Raw genomic sequence first — 15,670 nt, forward strand, 5'->3', positions numbered from 1 at the left:
GGAAAGAATAATGAAGATTAAATTTGTTGTGGTTAAAGATGAAAATTTTGACTTTACTTTATTAGAAACAAAATTGTTAAAAACTTTTAAAGAAGTGGATAATGTAGCAATAGTTGAAAAGGTTGAAGATAAAATTTTTGAAAAAGGTGATGTATCAATCCATTTGGCGGAGATTACTATTAATGTTACAGGAAAGAATATCGGATATAGATCAGTTTCAGCTAGTATATTTATTGTTCTTGAAAGTCTATCAATAAAACTATTCAATATTAATATTAGTATACATTAAGCATCCAATACGGGTGCTTTTTTCTTTGTTGTATAGAAATTACACATTAAACGTGAATTTGAAAAAAATGGACATTTAGATTAAAGGATATCTATATAAATAGGTAGAATCTAATTATTTGGTTCACATTTTAATCCAAGGGGTACAAATTCGATGCGGCGTGAAAAGGATTTGTTAAAACAATGGAAGGCGGATTTACAAGCTATTCAAGAAGAGAAAAGACTGAAGAAGAAGGCTAAAAAAAAGAATAAGAAATTTAGCATTCCGGATAATACAGCTGACTTCATGAACAGCAAGAATACTTATCATAAAGAGAACGGGGTATGGAAGCAAAGAAATAAATAATATGAGGGTAAATAAGTTTGATTAAGTTTATAGCACTTATTGTAGGTGCTACCGCAATCTGGGCGGCGTCTTGTTTGTTGTTAAGGAAAGATAAGGGGGAAATAAAAAAAGAGAGCTAATGCTCTCTTTTTTGGATGTGGTAATTAATCGCAGATTGGTATTCCAAGCACTCTTAGAGCTAATGCTACTTGAAGAGAAATCTCTAATCTAGCAATTTCAATACCAGCTACTGAGAGAACTAAAAAAGGTTGTCCATTTACAAACACAACGCAACTATCCATGGTTACGCCTCCTTTCTAGCAATCTACTATAGTATATGGATTTAACGTTAATATGTAATAGTTAGATTAATTGATTTAATAAAATTGATAGATTAGCCCATTTAAACAAAACAAACGAACACAACGATTGAAAATGGAGAAGTGAGATAGACTTGCAAATTAAAGAATTATTAATCTAAAATACAAAACATAGACTAGTAAACAAACTATTTCTACCTTTTAATCATAGAATATGATGAATTCTATTTTTAGAGGAGGGAATCATATCTATGAGATGGAATAATAATTTTGGACATTCTCGAGATTGTAATAGCTTTTGGGATGATTTAGTATTTTGCGGATGCGGTCGTAGACATAGAAGAAACGATTTTAACGACTGTCATTGTAGACGCGACTGTGATTGTGATGAGTGTCGTCGTAGACGCAATCATGACCGCGATCGTGAGCATAATCATGATGATCGTCGAGATTGATAAAGCCTTTTGTAAGAGTGCATATCTTAATCGCACTCTTTTTTTATTATGTTTTTATAGTGTTGAATACTTATGTAAATATGGAAAACAGATTTGATTCTTGGAATGAGGGGATCGATGTGGATATAACACATACTATAGCGAGAATAGTTGTTAATGGGAAAGATCTTCCGTTTACTTCAGTTAGAACCTCTGCTTGGATTAATGGACCTGCGAATGATTTAATTGTTACGACTAGGTAAAGAGTGAAGGAGCTGTATTGATTTATGTGGTCACGGGTGCCAGTTGTGCTAACGATGTATTTCCTTCAGGGTGCTGACGTGATGAGATTTGCTAGGGTTGCAGGGGTTGATGAAAGAGTAACGGGAGAATATATATATCATTTTATTTGGTGATAAGACGAACTTTACGTAGCCTATCAGCTGCTTTTTATTTAAAAAAAGAACCTGCGGGTTTGCAGGTTCTCTTGATAATGATTTATGAAGTAAGACCCAAAAATATAATACAATGATTCAAAAATGAGTTCAAGAGTGTTTGGTAATTCAACCCGCCCTATAGTCTTTGTTTTTTAGTTTCTTTCTAATATCCATAAATCCGATAATCATTATCGCCATGCATATTAACTTGAGCCAACGGAATTCCTGATGGTACATTAGTCCAGAGAAGAATTCATAGGCATATAACAAACCGACAATTGGAAATAGCCAAGTCATAAATTTCAAATCTTTTAGATGAAACTTATAATTATTAATCTTTTTCCACATATGTATCGACTCCTATTGTTATGAGATTCTGTAGTTTTTCTTTTTGAAATCACGCATGTTTAGGATAAAGAATAGGAGGAAGATAACAGCTCCGATGCCATAAATCCAATAGTATGTATGCCCTGTTGTGTATCCGATATAGAATTCATAAGTAGTCCAAATTATAAGGAGTACTGAACAGACAGTAGAGATCATTAATGAGCCAAAGCTTCTCATGATTTTCACCTCAATTCAAAATGTTAGAACTTACTTGTAATTTTATATTTAAATAATAAGATTTACAAGAAGAGGGAATAAAAGAAAGAACCCGCTGGAGTTCGGGTTCTTTTCAGAAGTGATGATGTATTCTCGGCTTGAGAACTGAGAAAATACAAAAATATAGTACAACGAGTTTTAGAGAATTTCAATACTAAATTAGAGTTATTTCGGAGGAGGATGAAGGAACCAAGGTAGTGATAAAGTATATGCGTTTTTAAAAAATGAGTAGGATATCTTAAGGAAACATAAAAATTATTGAAATTTTTGTATGAATTCATTAATATGGAATTATATTTATTGTTTAATTGATTCCGTTTATTCCCACACCTTTTTGTGTGTTGTGGTTGAGTTGTAGAAGCAAGTTGCGTCTTGTTTCATTTGTGAAAGGGCTTCTTTGAGCCGATTAGTGTATATAGCTTTTTTTGCTATGCACATTATTAATCGACTTGAAGAGGCCCTTTTTGTGTTGTTTTCAAGTCTGTTTGATTGGTAGTACCCATTATTACACTGGGCAAAAATTATTATCTAGGGGGATTTATTTATGATTATCAGTTATGAAGTATCTTTATTTTGTTCTGCGCATCCAGATGAACTTATTCCAAGTTTACGTGCATTACGAATGAGAGTTACAAAAGAAGGAGCATTTTGGGAACGAGATTGTTATCAGTTTTCTATTAAACCATCAAACTTGTCACAGCGAGCAGCAAAACAAGCAGGGGAAATCTATTTGTATCATGTTCATTTTAATGGATGTGTACGGGATTTCCTTTTTTTATTGGAAAGATGTTTTAGAGGGACGAGTTTTCGCTTTACTGCTATCCGTGGTTTTTTAGATGTAGAAGGTTATTCACTTAAGAAATGGAAACCAATTCTACGTAACCACCACATAAACTCTGCAGATGTAGATTGTATTTTCAAGAAAGATGATCTTGTAATGATTGTGCATCACCATGGAGGTTTAGAGGTGGTTAAGCGTGCGGAAAAAGGCGAACAATTAAAAAAAGTAAACTTTTTAGAGGTAGATAGCTGGTTACAAGCACTCAATCCGACAAAAGAGGATTTATTCTCTTTAACAGGTGTGAGTGTATCGTAATGAGTGATTTACATAACTATTTGGAAGTTTACAGACAGAGGGCATGACAGAAATCCGTAGTGAAAAATGACTATGAATTTCTGTCTTTTATTTTATTCAGGAGGATTTTAGTATGAATTTATTTGAACTGTTTGGTTTAGAGGTAAGAGAAGACATAATGGTACAAGATGTGAGAACAGATAAACAAGCTCGCAATCGATACAGTTATGATGTAGGTGAGAAATTAGCGGGAGCAAAGAAAGAGATACGAGCTTTAAAAGAATCATTTTTAGTATCATTTTCCTTAGAAATTTTAGCTGAAATTGAAAAAGAATCGGCAGTAGAGGCACTAAATGCATTGGATCGAAACACATTGATTCCATTTTCTTTTGAAAATGAAAAAGAAAATGATGTCCCGCCACGTGTGGCAAAGTTAAAGCAACTACTAGTGGGCAGGATAAATAAGAAACCAATTGTAGATACACCGGCTGCAAGGAAACTATATGTTCAGGCATGTAGAAGAATATGGCATGATTTACAGTCGGTACATACCTTAGAACAATGGGTAGATCTTGTTGTCTCTTATGGTATGGAAATGAGCAATGGTTGGTCTGCATTTAGAAAAAATAAGAATGTAACATTCACATTTAAAAGAATGGTAGAGGAATATTTTGATGAGTTTATTGATGCAGATGGTATGGAGTTATTAATATTAGGAAAGAAATTCATATCACTTTGCACAAATTCAAAAAGTATTAATTCTACGTACCTTCGTGTATCACATGAACTAACATGGAATGATTTACTTACGAAAAAGGTTACGACCCGTAAGAAATCCGCAGCTGCTTGGAGTAGGAAACTGCCGGATACCCTGCAAAGAAAAGGGCCAGGAATAGAAATTGCTACCAAACCAGAAGACGTAGTTGCTATGTTTGGGTTAAAGGGGATGCAATTTGGTCATTATTGCACTGAACAATATGCCAAAGAGCATATTAGGCATGTATCTGAAGCGTTACATGATTTAGCTCGTATATTGGGGATTCCACCTGAGTATATAGGGTTAGGAGGACGCTTAGGACTTGCGATTGGTGCGAGAGGAAGCGGCAATGCATTAGCACATTATGAACCTTCTACCAAGGTCATTAATTTAACTCGTGATAATGGAGTCGGGGCATTGTGTCATGAATGGGGACATGGTGCGACACGTTTCTCTATAAGTAGTTGAACTACGAAAAGAGAACATAAATCAGTATTTATTAAAGGTTTATGATAACTGTATTCTCGATAGATGAAATGAGAGCTGCCAACAAAAGCTTGAAGCGTCTACTCTGATACTCCTACATGCGATAAAGCGCCTATTGGCTTTATTGTATGAAGCTAGGTGAAGTCGCCTGAATAATACCCTAACATCTCCTTTACGAGTTGTGGAAAAACAAGTAGAGGTACTTGTCGTATTAGATAGGGCGGGAGGCTATAAAACGATTATGGTTAGTAATTCCATTAAGGATAGACGAACAACTGAATGTACCCATCTATACCCATAATGTCTAGAAATGGACTTCTTGCTAAGTTCGCAAGGTCACTTACCGATGAGTAAAAATCGTGATTATGAAAATCGGGAGCAATTATATGGTATTGCTAAAGTGGCAGGTGGAGAGGTTGGACCTAAAATCGTATGCACAGCTAGAGGTTACGGAACGTGGAAAGTCACATACAGAAATGTTAATCGTTATAGGCGAGTGTTCTGTCACTACAGGGAAGCTAAATACTAGAAGAAATGTAGTTCAATGTGATGAGAGTAGGGGCATAGTACCGTTGAAACTATGGAAACATAGTGGAGGGATAGCCCTAAGTCAATACCAAAATAATTATTATAGTGAATATGTTTGGAATCGAGTAAGAGTAGATAGGTGAAATCCTATAAAGGAGAGTAACAAACAAACTAATGGCAAATCGTAGTATTCAACCACAATATTATAATTTTCAAGGGGAATTAGATGGTCTGTATGCAAAATCAAAAAATGGTGGGAACTTCAAAGATTTATATTCTTTCATTATTGATGAAAGAAATATAAAACTTGCCTTTGGTACTATTAAATCTAATCAAGGAAGTAAAACACCTGGTACTGACCAAATAACAATTAATGAATACAAAGGATTCTCAGATGATGAAATCATTCATCTAGTCCGTGAAAAACTAATTAACTTCAAGCCTGATAGCGTAAGAAGGGTTTTCATACCCAAAGCTGATGGAAAAAGTAGACCGTTAGGAATACCAACTATGCTTGACCGCATTATTCAACAGTGTTTCAAACAGATTCTTGAGCCGATTGTAGAAGCAAAATTTTATGAGCATAGCTATGGGTTTAGGCCTTTGAGATCGACTCACCATGCAATCGCTCGTACCAACTTTTTAATTAATATTAATAAGCTTCACTATTGTGTAGATATTGATATAAAGGGTTTCTTCGACAATATCAACCATAATAAGCTAATAAAACAACTATGGAATATTGGGGTAAGAGACAAGCAGGTTCTAGCAATTATTAAGAAAATGTTGAAATGTGAAATTGTGGGTGAAGGTAAAGCGGAAAAAGGAACGCCACAAGGTGGTATCCTCTCTCCTTTATTGGCCAATGTCGTACTTAACGACTTAGACCATTGGGTAGCTTCACAATGGCATAACTTCCCAACGAATACACACTATGAAGATAACAGACCAAGATATAGGGTACAGAAGAAAACGAAACTAAAACAAGGCTTTATTGTGCGATATGCAGATGATTTTAAAATCTTCACAAATAGCTACAATTCAGCTAAAAGATGGTTTCATGCGGCGAAAAACTACATTGAAAAGAATCTTAAGCTTGAAATCTCAGAATCTAAATCAAAAATTACTAACCTTCGTAAAAGGAAGTCGTTATTTCTAGGAATCGAATTTAAAGCAGTTGCTAAGAAGAAAAAATTTGTGGCACAAAGCTACATTCCTAAAGATTCAATGAAATCAATTCAAGCAAATATTAAGAAGAAAGTGAAGTCTATCCGCATTAATACGATTCCAGTAAAAGTATCTGAATTAAATGCTTATATTCGTGGTGTGCATGACTACTTTAAAGTTGCAACACAAGTAAACAAAGGTTTTCACAAAATCACCTATCACTCTAATAGGGTTATTTATAATAGGTTAAAAGGTAAGGTTTATTTCCATGCGGATAATGGAAGTAATAAAGGTTATAAGAAATCAGGCTACAAAACTTTTAATGTTGGTGGTATTCAAGCAATTCCCATCGGTAACGTGTCACATTCAAGTGCTATGAATTTTTCTCAAGCCCACACCATTTACTCAGAAGAAAGTCGGGTAAAGTACGGCCACAAAGAAAAAGCAGCACATATGAAAAAGGCATTTGCTTATCTTGAAAGGAATTTTGTTCCCAACCGTAGCATTGAGTTTAATGATAACCGTATTCGTCGCTTCGCTCAAACACAAGGAAGATGTGAAATCTCAGGTATTGAGATGGCATTCTACCCCCAAATGGTACGTTGCCATCATGTGAAAAGGCGGGCTGATGGTGGCGATGATAATTACAGAAATCTCATTATTGTACATGAATTAGCACACAGATTGCTTCATGCTACAAGACCGAACCTTATCGAAAAACTAATGAAACAGCTTATGCTTAGTGATAAGCAGGTTGAGAAGGTAAATAAACTACGATCCAACATGAATCTATTTACTATTTAATAATACAAAAGTTATTGATGGAACGCCGTATGCGGTGAAAGTCGCACGTACGGTGTGAGGCGGGGGAAAAGTTGGAGATAACATCAAATTCTTACCTATCGTACCCGAAATGGGCAGTAGCTACCCTCTTGCTAATCGCAGGAGGATGCTACACATCATTGGATCATTTCTTATATGATTGTAGTCATGATTTTCAAAATGGTAGCCTTGCTTTCTTATCAACTGGCAAGAGTATCGGGAATATCGTGCCTGCTATTATTAAGGAAAAGATGCAAGCTGTAGTAGATGCTTGTAAGCAAGGAAAAGTGGCTAGAGTAATCAACGTAGAAAATGCCTACAGTAGAAAATGGTATTTCTATGGTGGTGTTATCGATAGTTATGATGTGTTTAAAGGAAATATTTCAAATATTTTAGAATCACATCATGCTAGTTTGTGTAGGAAGCTTGATACTTTATCAGGAGCACCAAAGACGCGTATGGAGCGTAAAATTGAAAAAGAATTTGAGAAAACCGCACAAATGTTAGCTGCATATCATTATAAAAAAACAGGCGAAAAACTTAGTGAAATACCCTATCAAGTGAAAGGGTCTGTATACTTTGATACAGCCATTAAGTTAGATAAGAAGAGAACTAAAAAGTATTGGTCTACAAATCATGAGATGTTTGCTAGAGCATTTGAAGCATATGTAGAATCAGCTTTGCTAAATCAAGAACATAGAAACGATTATTTAGTTTGTGATACATATTCTTTTGTATATCCGATAGGAGAACAAAGAGAACATCTAAATAGAGGTATAAAGAGTTTAATGGAAGTAGCTGTTCCATATATAATAAATAGTATATAAGGAGTGGGAAATGATGAATTATAACATACAAAAAGGACAATTTCGTTTAACAACTGCACATCCAAGAGGAAGTTGGTGGGAATTTTATCGTGTTCCATGTCCAATCTGTAATGGTATTGGAAACTGTATGCTGCATGTTTCACAGGAGAAAGTAGCATGTACCCGTGTGGAAAGCAAGTGGGTATACGGTAAAAATTCAAGTAATCCAAGTTACATCCATTATCTAAATGGTAAGAAGCAATACAAATTACCAGCTGTAGATGTGGTAAAGGGACATAGTAAGCGTAGTAATGAAGAATTAGATGTATTTAATCGTAATTTAATCGAATTTTTGCCGTTAGAGGAGAATCACCATATACATTTACTGCAAGATAGAAAAATGACTGAAGAAGAAGTACAGGTACGTCAATATCGTTCTTTTTTAAAGCAACAAATTGTTTTGGAAGATGATAATACGTACACAACCATTTGGGAAAAGTTATTTAAACAAATTGGCAAAAAAGATTGTTGGAAGGGGATACCTGGCTTTTATGAAATGCAGAAAGGACAACTTTCTCTTCGTTTAATGGCAGGTTTTCCAGGAGTTATGATTCCGTTCCGAAACCAATATAATCAAATTGTTGGTTGGCAAGTACGTGTAGATGAAGTAAAGAACTCTGTTCATGTGAAATCTGGACCTACAGGTATACAAGCTGAACTAGTCCAACAGCCTAATGTTGTGAAAATAACGAAAAATGGTGATTGTATCTATGAAGGAAAACTAGAAATAGGGAAAAATAAAGAGTTATTAATCGGCGGGGAAAAAGTTGTTGTAAAGATACATAAAGGTCAAAAATACTTATGGATCTCTTCAGCAAACAAAAATGAAGGAACCGGTGCGGGAGGTAGTGAAAATCCACTCCCTGTACATGTAGCGGTACCAAGCTCACATTTGAAACATTGGAAGTCTGGTACGCTGCACAAAACAAAATCAGTAATGATTACAGAAGGGCCGATGAAGGGTGCGAAACGTTCCACTATAAATGAGTAGTCTCATGAAATGTGGGGATATATTTGTAGAATATATCTAACTATTTACTCGAATTATTAGGTGAAAGTCCTAATCATGACTAATGAACATTGTCATGACTATAATACTCCAACGTGCGATATGGACTGTAAGCTACATGGTGCGGAGCTTGGAAAAGTCGTAATTCAAGTAACCTAAAACCTCGGTCATGGTGAAAATAATGCGGTAGTCCTTAAAAGCAGTCTATGATGAGACAACAAACCCATGTGTGAACTGTCGTGAGGACCTTATTCTGAAAAGAATATAAAGTAAATAACTTACACTCTCTTTCATAGTGTAATGTTCTAATTAGTTGAAATGCTAGTTTGCATAGGAAAACAATTGTTCATTAAATTCCATATGATTTACCGGCAGAGAGTGGGCATCTAAGGACATGCAAATAAAGGGATAGAGTAAATGGAACGTTTGAAGGCTATGTTGGGAGAGATTACAGTCTCAATGAAATTCATAGCTGGCAGAGGTGTCATAGTAGTAATGATTGTTGTCTCAATGACGTTACTATAAGGAACCATTCCGAAGTGTAACAGAGAGGAAAAAGCAACGGGAGCGAAGGACACCAGTCGGTAATTTAATATTTCTTAATCTATCAACGTCCAAATGAGGTTAATCCGAATAAACAGCTAATTCATGAAATCTACTCTTCTTTAACAATGAAATAAAGAAGGTGATGTAGTGAAGGTAAACAGACGATTGATTAATTCTGAAAGCGACCTAATCAAAACACTAGAGGATTTATACTTTATGTCCAAGGAAGGTAAAAACTTTTTCAGCATCATGGAAATATTATCTAATGAAGAAGTGATCAAAACCGCCATCCACAACATAAAGAGTAATAAAGGAAGCAAGACTGCGGGGATTGATGGGAAAACTATTGATGATTTTCTACAAATGGAAACATCTAGTTTAGTAGAGCTAATCAGGAACACTATTAATAGCTACACACCACAACCGGTAAAGCGCATCTACATTCCAAAAGGGAATATCAAATCCAGTAAGAAATCTGAAATGAGACCATTGGGTATCCCTAATATAATAGACCGCATTATTCAAGAGCTAGTGAGGATGTTCATTGAACCTATTGTAGAAGCTAAATTTTACAAGCATAGTTACGGTTTTCGTCCCTATCGTAGTGCGGAACATGCTCTAGCCAGAATGAGAGACGTAGCACGTAGAAGTAAAACGTATTGGGTGGTTGAGGGTGATATCAGAGGTTATTTTGATAACATTAACCATAACAAACTATTAGAAATTATGTGGAATATGGGGATTAAGGACAAAAGATTATTAGCCATAATTAAGAAAATGCTAAAAGCAGGATATATGGATGAAGGAAGGTATTACAAAACAGATAAGGGTACGCCACAAGGGGGAATCATTAGCCCCTTACTAGCAAACATTTATCTGAACGGTTTTGACTGGTTTATAGCCAAAGAATACGAATACCATCCATACACCGATAGGTATCAATCAAGAAAAGCTGCATACCAAAAATTAAGAAAAGAAGGGCACTGTCCAACCTATCTAGTTAGATATGCAGATGACTGGGTTATATTAACAACTAGTGAAGAGAATGCAACGAAATTGTTGAAAAAAGCAGGAAAATATCTCAAACATGTACTCCATCTTGAACTGTCGAAGGAAAAGACACTTATCTCCGACCTGAGGATAAGACCTCTGACATTCCTTTCCTATAACATGAGGTTTGGAATGACAAAGGAAAATAAGGAAGCGCCGTTACTATATCCTAATATGAAAGCGGTTAGTAGGTCAGTTGAAGAGATTAAAGTTATTGTTAAAAAACTAAGGTACAGTCCAGACAACGAGTGGTTTGCTACCAACATAGAAAAAATTAACGAAAAATTGATTGGATTAAGCAACTACTTTAACAAGGGCATTAGCAAACGTACACTAGAGAAAATTGACAATAGGCTATTCTGGGGAATTTGGAAGTCTTTTAAAAGTTACTTTAGATATGAAAAGGATACAAAGATGGCAATGAAACACTTTGTTCCTATGAATATTTTAGGAAATCGTATTAATAGACATGAAAAGTACCAAGGAAAAACTCTAGCAATAGAGATTGATGGTATCATGATTGGTATAACTAAGAGTGCCATTACGCCAGTACAATACTCCAGAAACTTTAATCAAGATATGACACCTTATACGCCTGAGGGAAGAAAACTATATGCCAAAACGATGGAAAAAGTTCCTCCTCTTGCGAGACCAGCTACATATAAAGCAGATGAGTTATTTATAGCTCATTCAGATAAGAGTCGGGAAATTACAAACTTCGAATATATGATGAACAAAGACTATGCGTACAATCGAGATAAAGGTAAATGTCGAGCTTGCTCATGCTACTTATATGGCAAGGCACATTGCCATCATAAAAAGAATAAATTACCCATGCATGAAATCAACAAGGTCAAGAATTTAATCTCTCTTTGCAATGAGTGTCACAAGTTGGTACACAATAGCAAACCAATTGAAGGCACAACCAAAAGAGTGAAATTGATTGAAGAGCTGAGGAAGACAATTAGAGATTAAGAAATATAGCAACGCACATCGCGAGATGTCACGTTGTACATAAGAACAAATTATCGATGGCAAGCCGTATGCGGTGAAAATCGCACGTACGGTTTAGAGTGGGGGAAAAGATGGAGATTACTTCAAAGTCTTACCTATCACTATCAGATTTGATTGCCGATTTACTTCCTCAAAGACTAAATAGAGAAGAACTAGCTAAAGTAGGGTCATCGGTTCTTGCGATTCCAGGTGTAAATGCATGGAGAATCGTTATGCCAGTATTAAAAGATATGGGCGTAGAAAATGTATATTTAGCATTTGATGCCGACTTAGTAGAGAATGAAAAAGTAAGAGCTGCTTTAATTGCTTTTGCAACAGAGTTAAAGAAAGTGGGCTATAACGTAATTATTGCAGCATGGAACCCAGCACAAGGGAAAGGTCTGGATGATGCGATGCAAGCTTCTTTCAAACCAGTTTTCCGCACAATATAATAAATCGTAACAATTTAACTAGGGGATTTTATATAAAAGAAAGGTGTGTGTTAAGTATATGGATATTATGCAACAATTAATGGACGTAGATAAAAAAGCTAGGGAACAAGAAAGACTGGAACTCATTCAACGATTTTACAATGAAGGAGTTTCTATCACGACAATTGCAAATGCGACAAATATGTGTGAAGAGGATATTTCTTATATAGTAAGTAACTAGTATCCATATTTGATGAGATGAATAGAGGAGAAAAAGATAGAATATAATTCTATCTTTTTTTATGCTCTTAAATACAATTTTAAAGCGAGAAAGGTAGAGGGAGAATATGAGTGTATATGTAAAAAAGAATCTAGTAAATTTACGAGTTGATTATGCTTTTAAACGTTTGTTTGGAGGAGAAGGAAATGAAGATATATTAATTGGGTTTCTTAACGCGGTACTACAATCATCTATTGATGAAGAAATTACATCTTTGCACTTAGATGATCCGCATCTTCCAAGAGAGCAGAAGGATGATAAACTGTCTATTTTAGATTTGCGAGCTACGCTAAATAGTGGTATAAAAATTAATATAGAGATTCAAGTTCGAGACAAAAAAGATATGATAGAGCGTTCTTTGTTCTATTGGTCAGGTATGTATTATTCTCAAATGACTCAAGGGATGAAATATACAGAATTAAGACCAACCATTTGTATTAATATAGTGGATTTCATTCTATTTCCAGAGGAGCAGGAGTTTCATAATGTTAATACAGTGATGAACAAAAAATCTAAACGTATCATTACCGAAAATATGCAGTTGCATTTTCTTGAAATCCCAAAAGTGATTCAAGAATGGCAGGGAAAACGAATGGATCCGTGGGAAGATTCTTTAGCGCGTTGGTTACTATTATTTCCTGCGCATGAGGATGAGAGATTAACAACAATCCTGGAGGCGATAGCAATGGAAAAAGATCCAGTTTTTAAAAAAGCGATAGAGGATTGGGAGCGTTTAAGTAGCGATAAGGATTTTTTACGCTTATATTGGGCTAGAGAAAAAGAAATAAAAGATAGAATATCTGAAATAGAAACAGCAGAAGAAAAAGGTGCAAAAGAAGCCAAAATACAACTAATTCAAAACATGATTAAAGTAGGTGTACCTTTAGAGAAAGTTGCAGAGGCTGCTGAATTAAGTGTCGAAGAGGTTAATGAGATTTTAAGAAATAAAAAATAGATATAAATGATAAAAACAGGTAATTGTGATTAAACATGATTACCTGTTTTTTTTGATTTAATGAAAGTAAGTGAATATATGGGAAGGTAGGGGGAATAGTTATGAAAATGACAAGAGGGAATATTGAATGAAGTGTGTAATTTTTACATACTTATTTATTCTGTTATTAAAAAAACATAAAGAATAGAAGGGGAAGTTATTTGTATTATGAAAAAGAAAAAAGAAGCATCTTATGTACATGTGTATACGCTTAGAGACAAAAGTACAAAATCGATAAAAATAGAAACATGGCGCTCATTGAAAGAAGAAATGAATGTTTTGGGTCTTAAGGACAGTGATATTTTTCAAATTCAAATGGTATGGTACGATCCAAACAAAGAGGATAAAAATAAATGAAGTAAAATGGGACAGGAAAAATCCAATTTTATTTTTCAGATGTAAATAAGGGCTTGTATTTTAAAAATCGTATTGCTATAATATAAACGTAATAAGATTTAACAATAAAATATAAAATTAATCAGTTCGCATATAAGAGAAGACCTCAATATGCGCCATGTCCTAAGGGGACGTGTGCGTGTATTGGGGTCTTTTTGCGTTTTGCGAGCAAAAACACCCGGAGGTGCAGGAATTATGTTGAATTGGTTGTCTGCAAAACTTATGACAACATCGGTAGGAGATTTTCTACTAGCAAAAAATAGTTTTTCGAAGGGTATTCAAGGGCACACCAGTGGGGCAGATGCTAACACTGTACAAAAAAGCATGAATACTCTTGTAACAACACTAATTGGTTTTGGTGGAATTTGGGTAGCAGCTTGCGTTGTATTTGCAGCTATTAAATTATCGGGTGCACAAGGTAAAAACCCTGAAAATCGTACACAAGCCATGATTGGTTTAGCTTGTGCGGCAATTGGAGGCTTTGTCATGATCAAAGCATACGACATCGCTGCTTGGGTTACAAAAATTTAACATAAGAGTTTGTAAAAGCTCTCCTCTATTTGGGGAGAGCTTCTCTTATACAAGGGAGGAAACAAAATGAGAAAGGTAACCGTTCCAGTTGATATGACTTCGGAACAAAAAACGTTGTTAGGCGTGCTGAGCAAACGCCAATTGATTTATCTATTAGGTGGAGGAGCATCCCTTTACTTGTATGTACCATTCTTATGGCGGCTATTTGCACCTTTTAATGCGGCAGTAGCATTTTTTATTTGCTTAATTTTAGCAATACCTACAGTAGTAGGTGTAATAACGTTTGCTTTTATTTATAAAGAAAAACAACACATGTATTTAGATAAATATTTACTGATCAAAATGCGTAGCCGTTCTGAAAAAGGCAAGTGGAGAAAAGGGTACGAGCCGATTAAATGGGTAAAGGAGAATTTATAGATGTTAGAAATGATATATTTTGCGATGGTAGCCATTGTAGGTTTTTTCTTTTATCGAAAAATGAATGGAAAACCGCTGTTTGGTTTTAAGAAAAAAGGAAAAAGTCAGGGCGGAGTAGAGAAACGCACTGCTGACAAAAATGGAAAGAAAAATAAAAAGAATACGACTGCTATAGAGGAAATTGATGAGGATAATGTGGATTTCTTTAGTGCTTTTGTAGAAGACATTAAGGAAGTTGAAAATCATATGATTCGTTATCATGATGACACGTTTGTCCTAATCGCGGAGGCACATCCTGTAAACTATTATCTACTTTCCAATGCGGAACAAGAAGCGATTGATATCAAAATTGAATCGTGGTTAACCACATTAGAGTTTAATACGAAGGTATATATCCAAAGTAAGTTTGTAGATTTAACAGATCCTGTAAGGAAAATGACAGAAACAATGAAAGATGCGAAGGACCTTACACCAGAGACAGTACTTTATGGGCAAGAAGTTATTGACAACTTAGAGTATTGGCAACGTTCGCAGCCTCGATATGAACAAAAACGATATTTAATTTACCCATACAAAGTGGATATTAGTACGATTACAGCTGATACAGAGGATGAATTGGAAGAAAAGATTGTAGATAAAGCGTTTAACGAATTATATCGCCGCTATAATGCTTCTAGAAATCTACTATCGAAAGCAAAAATTAGTGTAGAAATGTTAACGAAAGATAAATTAATAGAACTCTTATATGTATCGTTTAATCGCCGTAAAGCGGTAAAAGCACGATTCCAAGATTTAATTGAAAATGAGAATTTCTCTTTATATTCAACAGGTGAAACAAATGAGAGAAAACTAGAGTTAATGAAGAAAGTACTAGCGGAAGAAAAAGCAGAAAAATCAAATAATGGAGTGGCGTAA

16 protein-coding genes and 5 pseudogenes are annotated in these 15,670 nt (G+C 35.0%); 18 read left to right on the top strand and 3 right to left on the bottom strand.

What is annotated here, in order from left to right; genetic code table 11:
• Positions 1-10 precede the first annotated feature (10 nt).
• Positions 11-289: a hypothetical protein gene (locus COL05_RS08615; RefSeq protein ID WP_098668303.1), complete on the top strand. Its 279-nt coding sequence runs from the start codon at positions 11-13 to the stop codon at positions 287-289.
• A gap of 153 nt (positions 290-442) precedes the next feature.
• On the top strand, positions 443-634 hold the full coding sequence (locus tag COL05_RS08620) for a hypothetical protein (protein ID WP_098668304.1): 192 nt from the start codon (positions 443-445) through the stop codon (positions 632-634).
• 143 nt (positions 635-777) lie between these two features.
• On the opposite strand, the gene COL05_RS08625 is transcribed toward COL05_RS08620, so the two are convergent.
• Entirely contained in the window at positions 778-915 is a 138-nt protein-coding gene (locus COL05_RS08625; RefSeq protein ID WP_000376554.1) for a DUF3956 domain-containing protein, read from the bottom strand.
• A gap of 269 nt (positions 916-1,184) precedes the next feature.
• On the opposite strand from COL05_RS08625, the gene COL05_RS08630 reads away from it, so the two are divergent.
• Entirely contained in the window at positions 1,185-1,388 is a 204-nt protein-coding gene (locus COL05_RS08630) for a hypothetical protein (RefSeq protein ID WP_098668305.1), read from the top strand.
• 80 nt (positions 1,389-1,468) lie between these two features.
• A pseudogene (locus tag COL05_RS31770) lies at positions 1,469-1,783 on the top strand (hypothetical protein).
• A 147-nt stretch (positions 1,784-1,930) separates the two neighbouring features.
• On the opposite strand, the gene COL05_RS08640 reads toward COL05_RS31770, so the two are convergent.
• On the bottom strand, positions 1,931-2,152 hold the full coding sequence (locus COL05_RS08640; protein WP_098668306.1) for a hypothetical protein: 222 nt from the start codon (positions 2,150-2,152) through the stop codon (positions 1,931-1,933).
• An 18-nt stretch (positions 2,153-2,170) separates the two neighbouring features.
• Positions 2,171-2,368 (bottom strand): hypothetical protein, encoded by a 198-nt coding sequence (locus COL05_RS31775; RefSeq protein WP_098668307.1) that lies wholly within the window; start codon positions 2,366-2,368, stop codon positions 2,171-2,173.
• Positions 2,369-2,951: 583 nt separating this feature from the next.
• On the opposite strand from COL05_RS31775, the gene COL05_RS08650 reads away from it, so the two are divergent.
• The 14 genes and pseudogenes from COL05_RS08650 (at position 2,952) to COL05_RS08710 (ending at position 15,670) form a co-directional block, all read left to right on the top strand.
• On the top strand, positions 2,952-3,503 hold the full coding sequence (locus tag COL05_RS08650) for a hypothetical protein (protein ID WP_098668308.1): 552 nt from the start codon (positions 2,952-2,954) through the stop codon (positions 3,501-3,503).
• A gap of 112 nt (positions 3,504-3,615) precedes the next feature.
• Positions 3,616-4,692: pseudogene (locus COL05_RS08655) on the top strand (LPD1 domain-containing protein); the annotation flags it as partial.
• Positions 4,693-5,035: 343 nt separating this feature from the next.
• Positions 5,036-5,254: a hypothetical protein gene (locus tag COL05_RS31230; protein WP_218937602.1), complete on the top strand. Its 219-nt coding sequence runs from the start codon at positions 5,036-5,038 to the stop codon at positions 5,252-5,254.
• Between the two features lie 173 nt (positions 5,255-5,427).
• Positions 5,428-7,224 (top strand): group II intron reverse transcriptase/maturase, encoded by a 1,797-nt coding sequence (gene ltrA, locus COL05_RS08665; protein WP_098668310.1) that lies wholly within the window; start codon positions 5,428-5,430, stop codon positions 7,222-7,224.
• Between the two features lie 155 nt (positions 7,225-7,379).
• Positions 7,380-8,069, top strand: a pseudogene (locus COL05_RS08670) (LPD1 domain-containing protein); the annotation flags it as partial.
• 13 nt (positions 8,070-8,082) lie between these two features.
• A pseudogene (locus tag COL05_RS08675) lies at positions 8,083-9,069 on the top strand (DUF3854 domain-containing protein); the annotation flags it as partial.
• 759 nt (positions 9,070-9,828) lie between these two features.
• Complete coding sequence (gene ltrA, locus COL05_RS08680) at positions 9,829-11,688, top strand: group II intron reverse transcriptase/maturase (RefSeq protein ID WP_180233436.1); 1,860 nt, start codon at positions 9,829-9,831, stop codon at positions 11,686-11,688.
• A gap of 143 nt (positions 11,689-11,831) precedes the next feature.
• Positions 11,832-12,158: pseudogene (locus COL05_RS08685) on the top strand (DUF3854 domain-containing protein); the annotation flags it as partial.
• 58 nt (positions 12,159-12,216) lie between these two features.
• On the top strand, positions 12,217-12,378 hold the full coding sequence (locus COL05_RS31240) for a hypothetical protein (protein ID WP_179135416.1): 162 nt from the start codon (positions 12,217-12,219) through the stop codon (positions 12,376-12,378).
• Positions 12,379-12,484: 106 nt separating this feature from the next.
• The gene (locus COL05_RS08690; RefSeq protein ID WP_098668313.1) at positions 12,485-13,372 is read left to right on the top strand and encodes an Rpn family recombination-promoting nuclease/putative transposase; all 888 of its coding nucleotides are present in this window, start codon (positions 12,485-12,487) and stop codon (positions 13,370-13,372) included.
• Between the two features lie 207 nt (positions 13,373-13,579).
• Positions 13,580-13,768 carry a hypothetical protein gene (locus tag COL05_RS08695; protein WP_098668314.1) on the top strand — a complete coding sequence of 63 codons (189 nt, stop codon included), beginning with the start codon at positions 13,580-13,582 and terminating at the stop codon, positions 13,766-13,768.
• 150 nt (positions 13,769-13,918) lie between these two features.
• Positions 13,919-14,338 (top strand): hypothetical protein, encoded by a 420-nt coding sequence (locus tag COL05_RS08700; protein WP_098668315.1) that lies wholly within the window; start codon positions 13,919-13,921, stop codon positions 14,336-14,338.
• 66 nt (positions 14,339-14,404) lie between these two features.
• Positions 14,405-14,755, top strand: coding sequence for a PrgI family protein (locus COL05_RS08705; RefSeq protein ID WP_098668316.1), 351 nt, complete (start codon positions 14,405-14,407; stop codon positions 14,753-14,755).
• Positions 14,756-15,670 carry a hypothetical protein gene (locus COL05_RS08710; RefSeq protein WP_098668317.1) on the top strand — a complete coding sequence of 305 codons (915 nt, stop codon included), beginning with the start codon at positions 14,756-14,758 and terminating at the stop codon, positions 15,668-15,670. It begins immediately after the preceding gene.

This window comes from Bacillus sp. AFS059628 (genome assembly GCF_002571225.1).
GTDB lineage: Bacteria > Bacillota > Bacilli > Bacillales > Bacillaceae_G > Bacillus_A.

Excerpts from the sequence above, each read along its gene's own strand:
- COL05_RS08615 (WP_098668303.1), top strand. The coding sequence starts at position 11 with ATGAAGATTAAATTTGTTGTGGTTAAAGATGAAAATTTTGACTTTACT.
- COL05_RS08710 (WP_098668317.1), top strand. The coding sequence starts at position 14,756 with ATGTTAGAAATGATATATTTTGCGATGGTAGCCATTGTAGGTTTTTTC.
- COL05_RS08695 (WP_098668314.1), top strand. The coding sequence starts at position 13,580 with ATGAAAAAGAAAAAAGAAGCATCTTATGTACATGTGTATACGCTTAGA.
- COL05_RS31230 (WP_218937602.1), top strand. The coding sequence starts at position 5,036 with ATGGACTTCTTGCTAAGTTCGCAAGGTCACTTACCGATGAGTAAAAAT.
- COL05_RS08630 (WP_098668305.1), top strand. The coding sequence starts at position 1,185 with ATGAGATGGAATAATAATTTTGGACATTCTCGAGATTGTAATAGCTTT.
- ltrA (WP_098668310.1), top strand. The coding sequence starts at position 5,428 with ATGGCAAATCGTAGTATTCAACCACAATATTATAATTTTCAAGGGGAA.
- COL05_RS08650 (WP_098668308.1), top strand. The coding sequence starts at position 2,952 with ATGATTATCAGTTATGAAGTATCTTTATTTTGTTCTGCGCATCCAGAT.
- COL05_RS08700 (WP_098668315.1), top strand. The coding sequence starts at position 13,919 with ATGCGCCATGTCCTAAGGGGACGTGTGCGTGTATTGGGGTCTTTTTGC.
- COL05_RS31775 (WP_098668307.1), bottom strand. The coding sequence starts at position 2,368 with ATGAGAAGCTTTGGCTCATTAATGATCTCTACTGTCTGTTCAGTACTC.
- COL05_RS31240 (WP_179135416.1), top strand. The coding sequence starts at position 12,217 with ATGGATATTATGCAACAATTAATGGACGTAGATAAAAAAGCTAGGGAA.
- COL05_RS08690 (WP_098668313.1), top strand. The coding sequence starts at position 12,485 with ATGAGTGTATATGTAAAAAAGAATCTAGTAAATTTACGAGTTGATTAT.
- COL05_RS08640 (WP_098668306.1), bottom strand. The coding sequence starts at position 2,152 with ATGTGGAAAAAGATTAATAATTATAAGTTTCATCTAAAAGATTTGAAA.
- COL05_RS08705 (WP_098668316.1), top strand. The coding sequence starts at position 14,405 with ATGAGAAAGGTAACCGTTCCAGTTGATATGACTTCGGAACAAAAAACG.
- COL05_RS08625 (WP_000376554.1), bottom strand. The coding sequence starts at position 915 with ATGGATAGTTGCGTTGTGTTTGTAAATGGACAACCTTTTTTAGTTCTC.
- COL05_RS08620 (WP_098668304.1), top strand. The coding sequence starts at position 443 with ATGCGGCGTGAAAAGGATTTGTTAAAACAATGGAAGGCGGATTTACAA.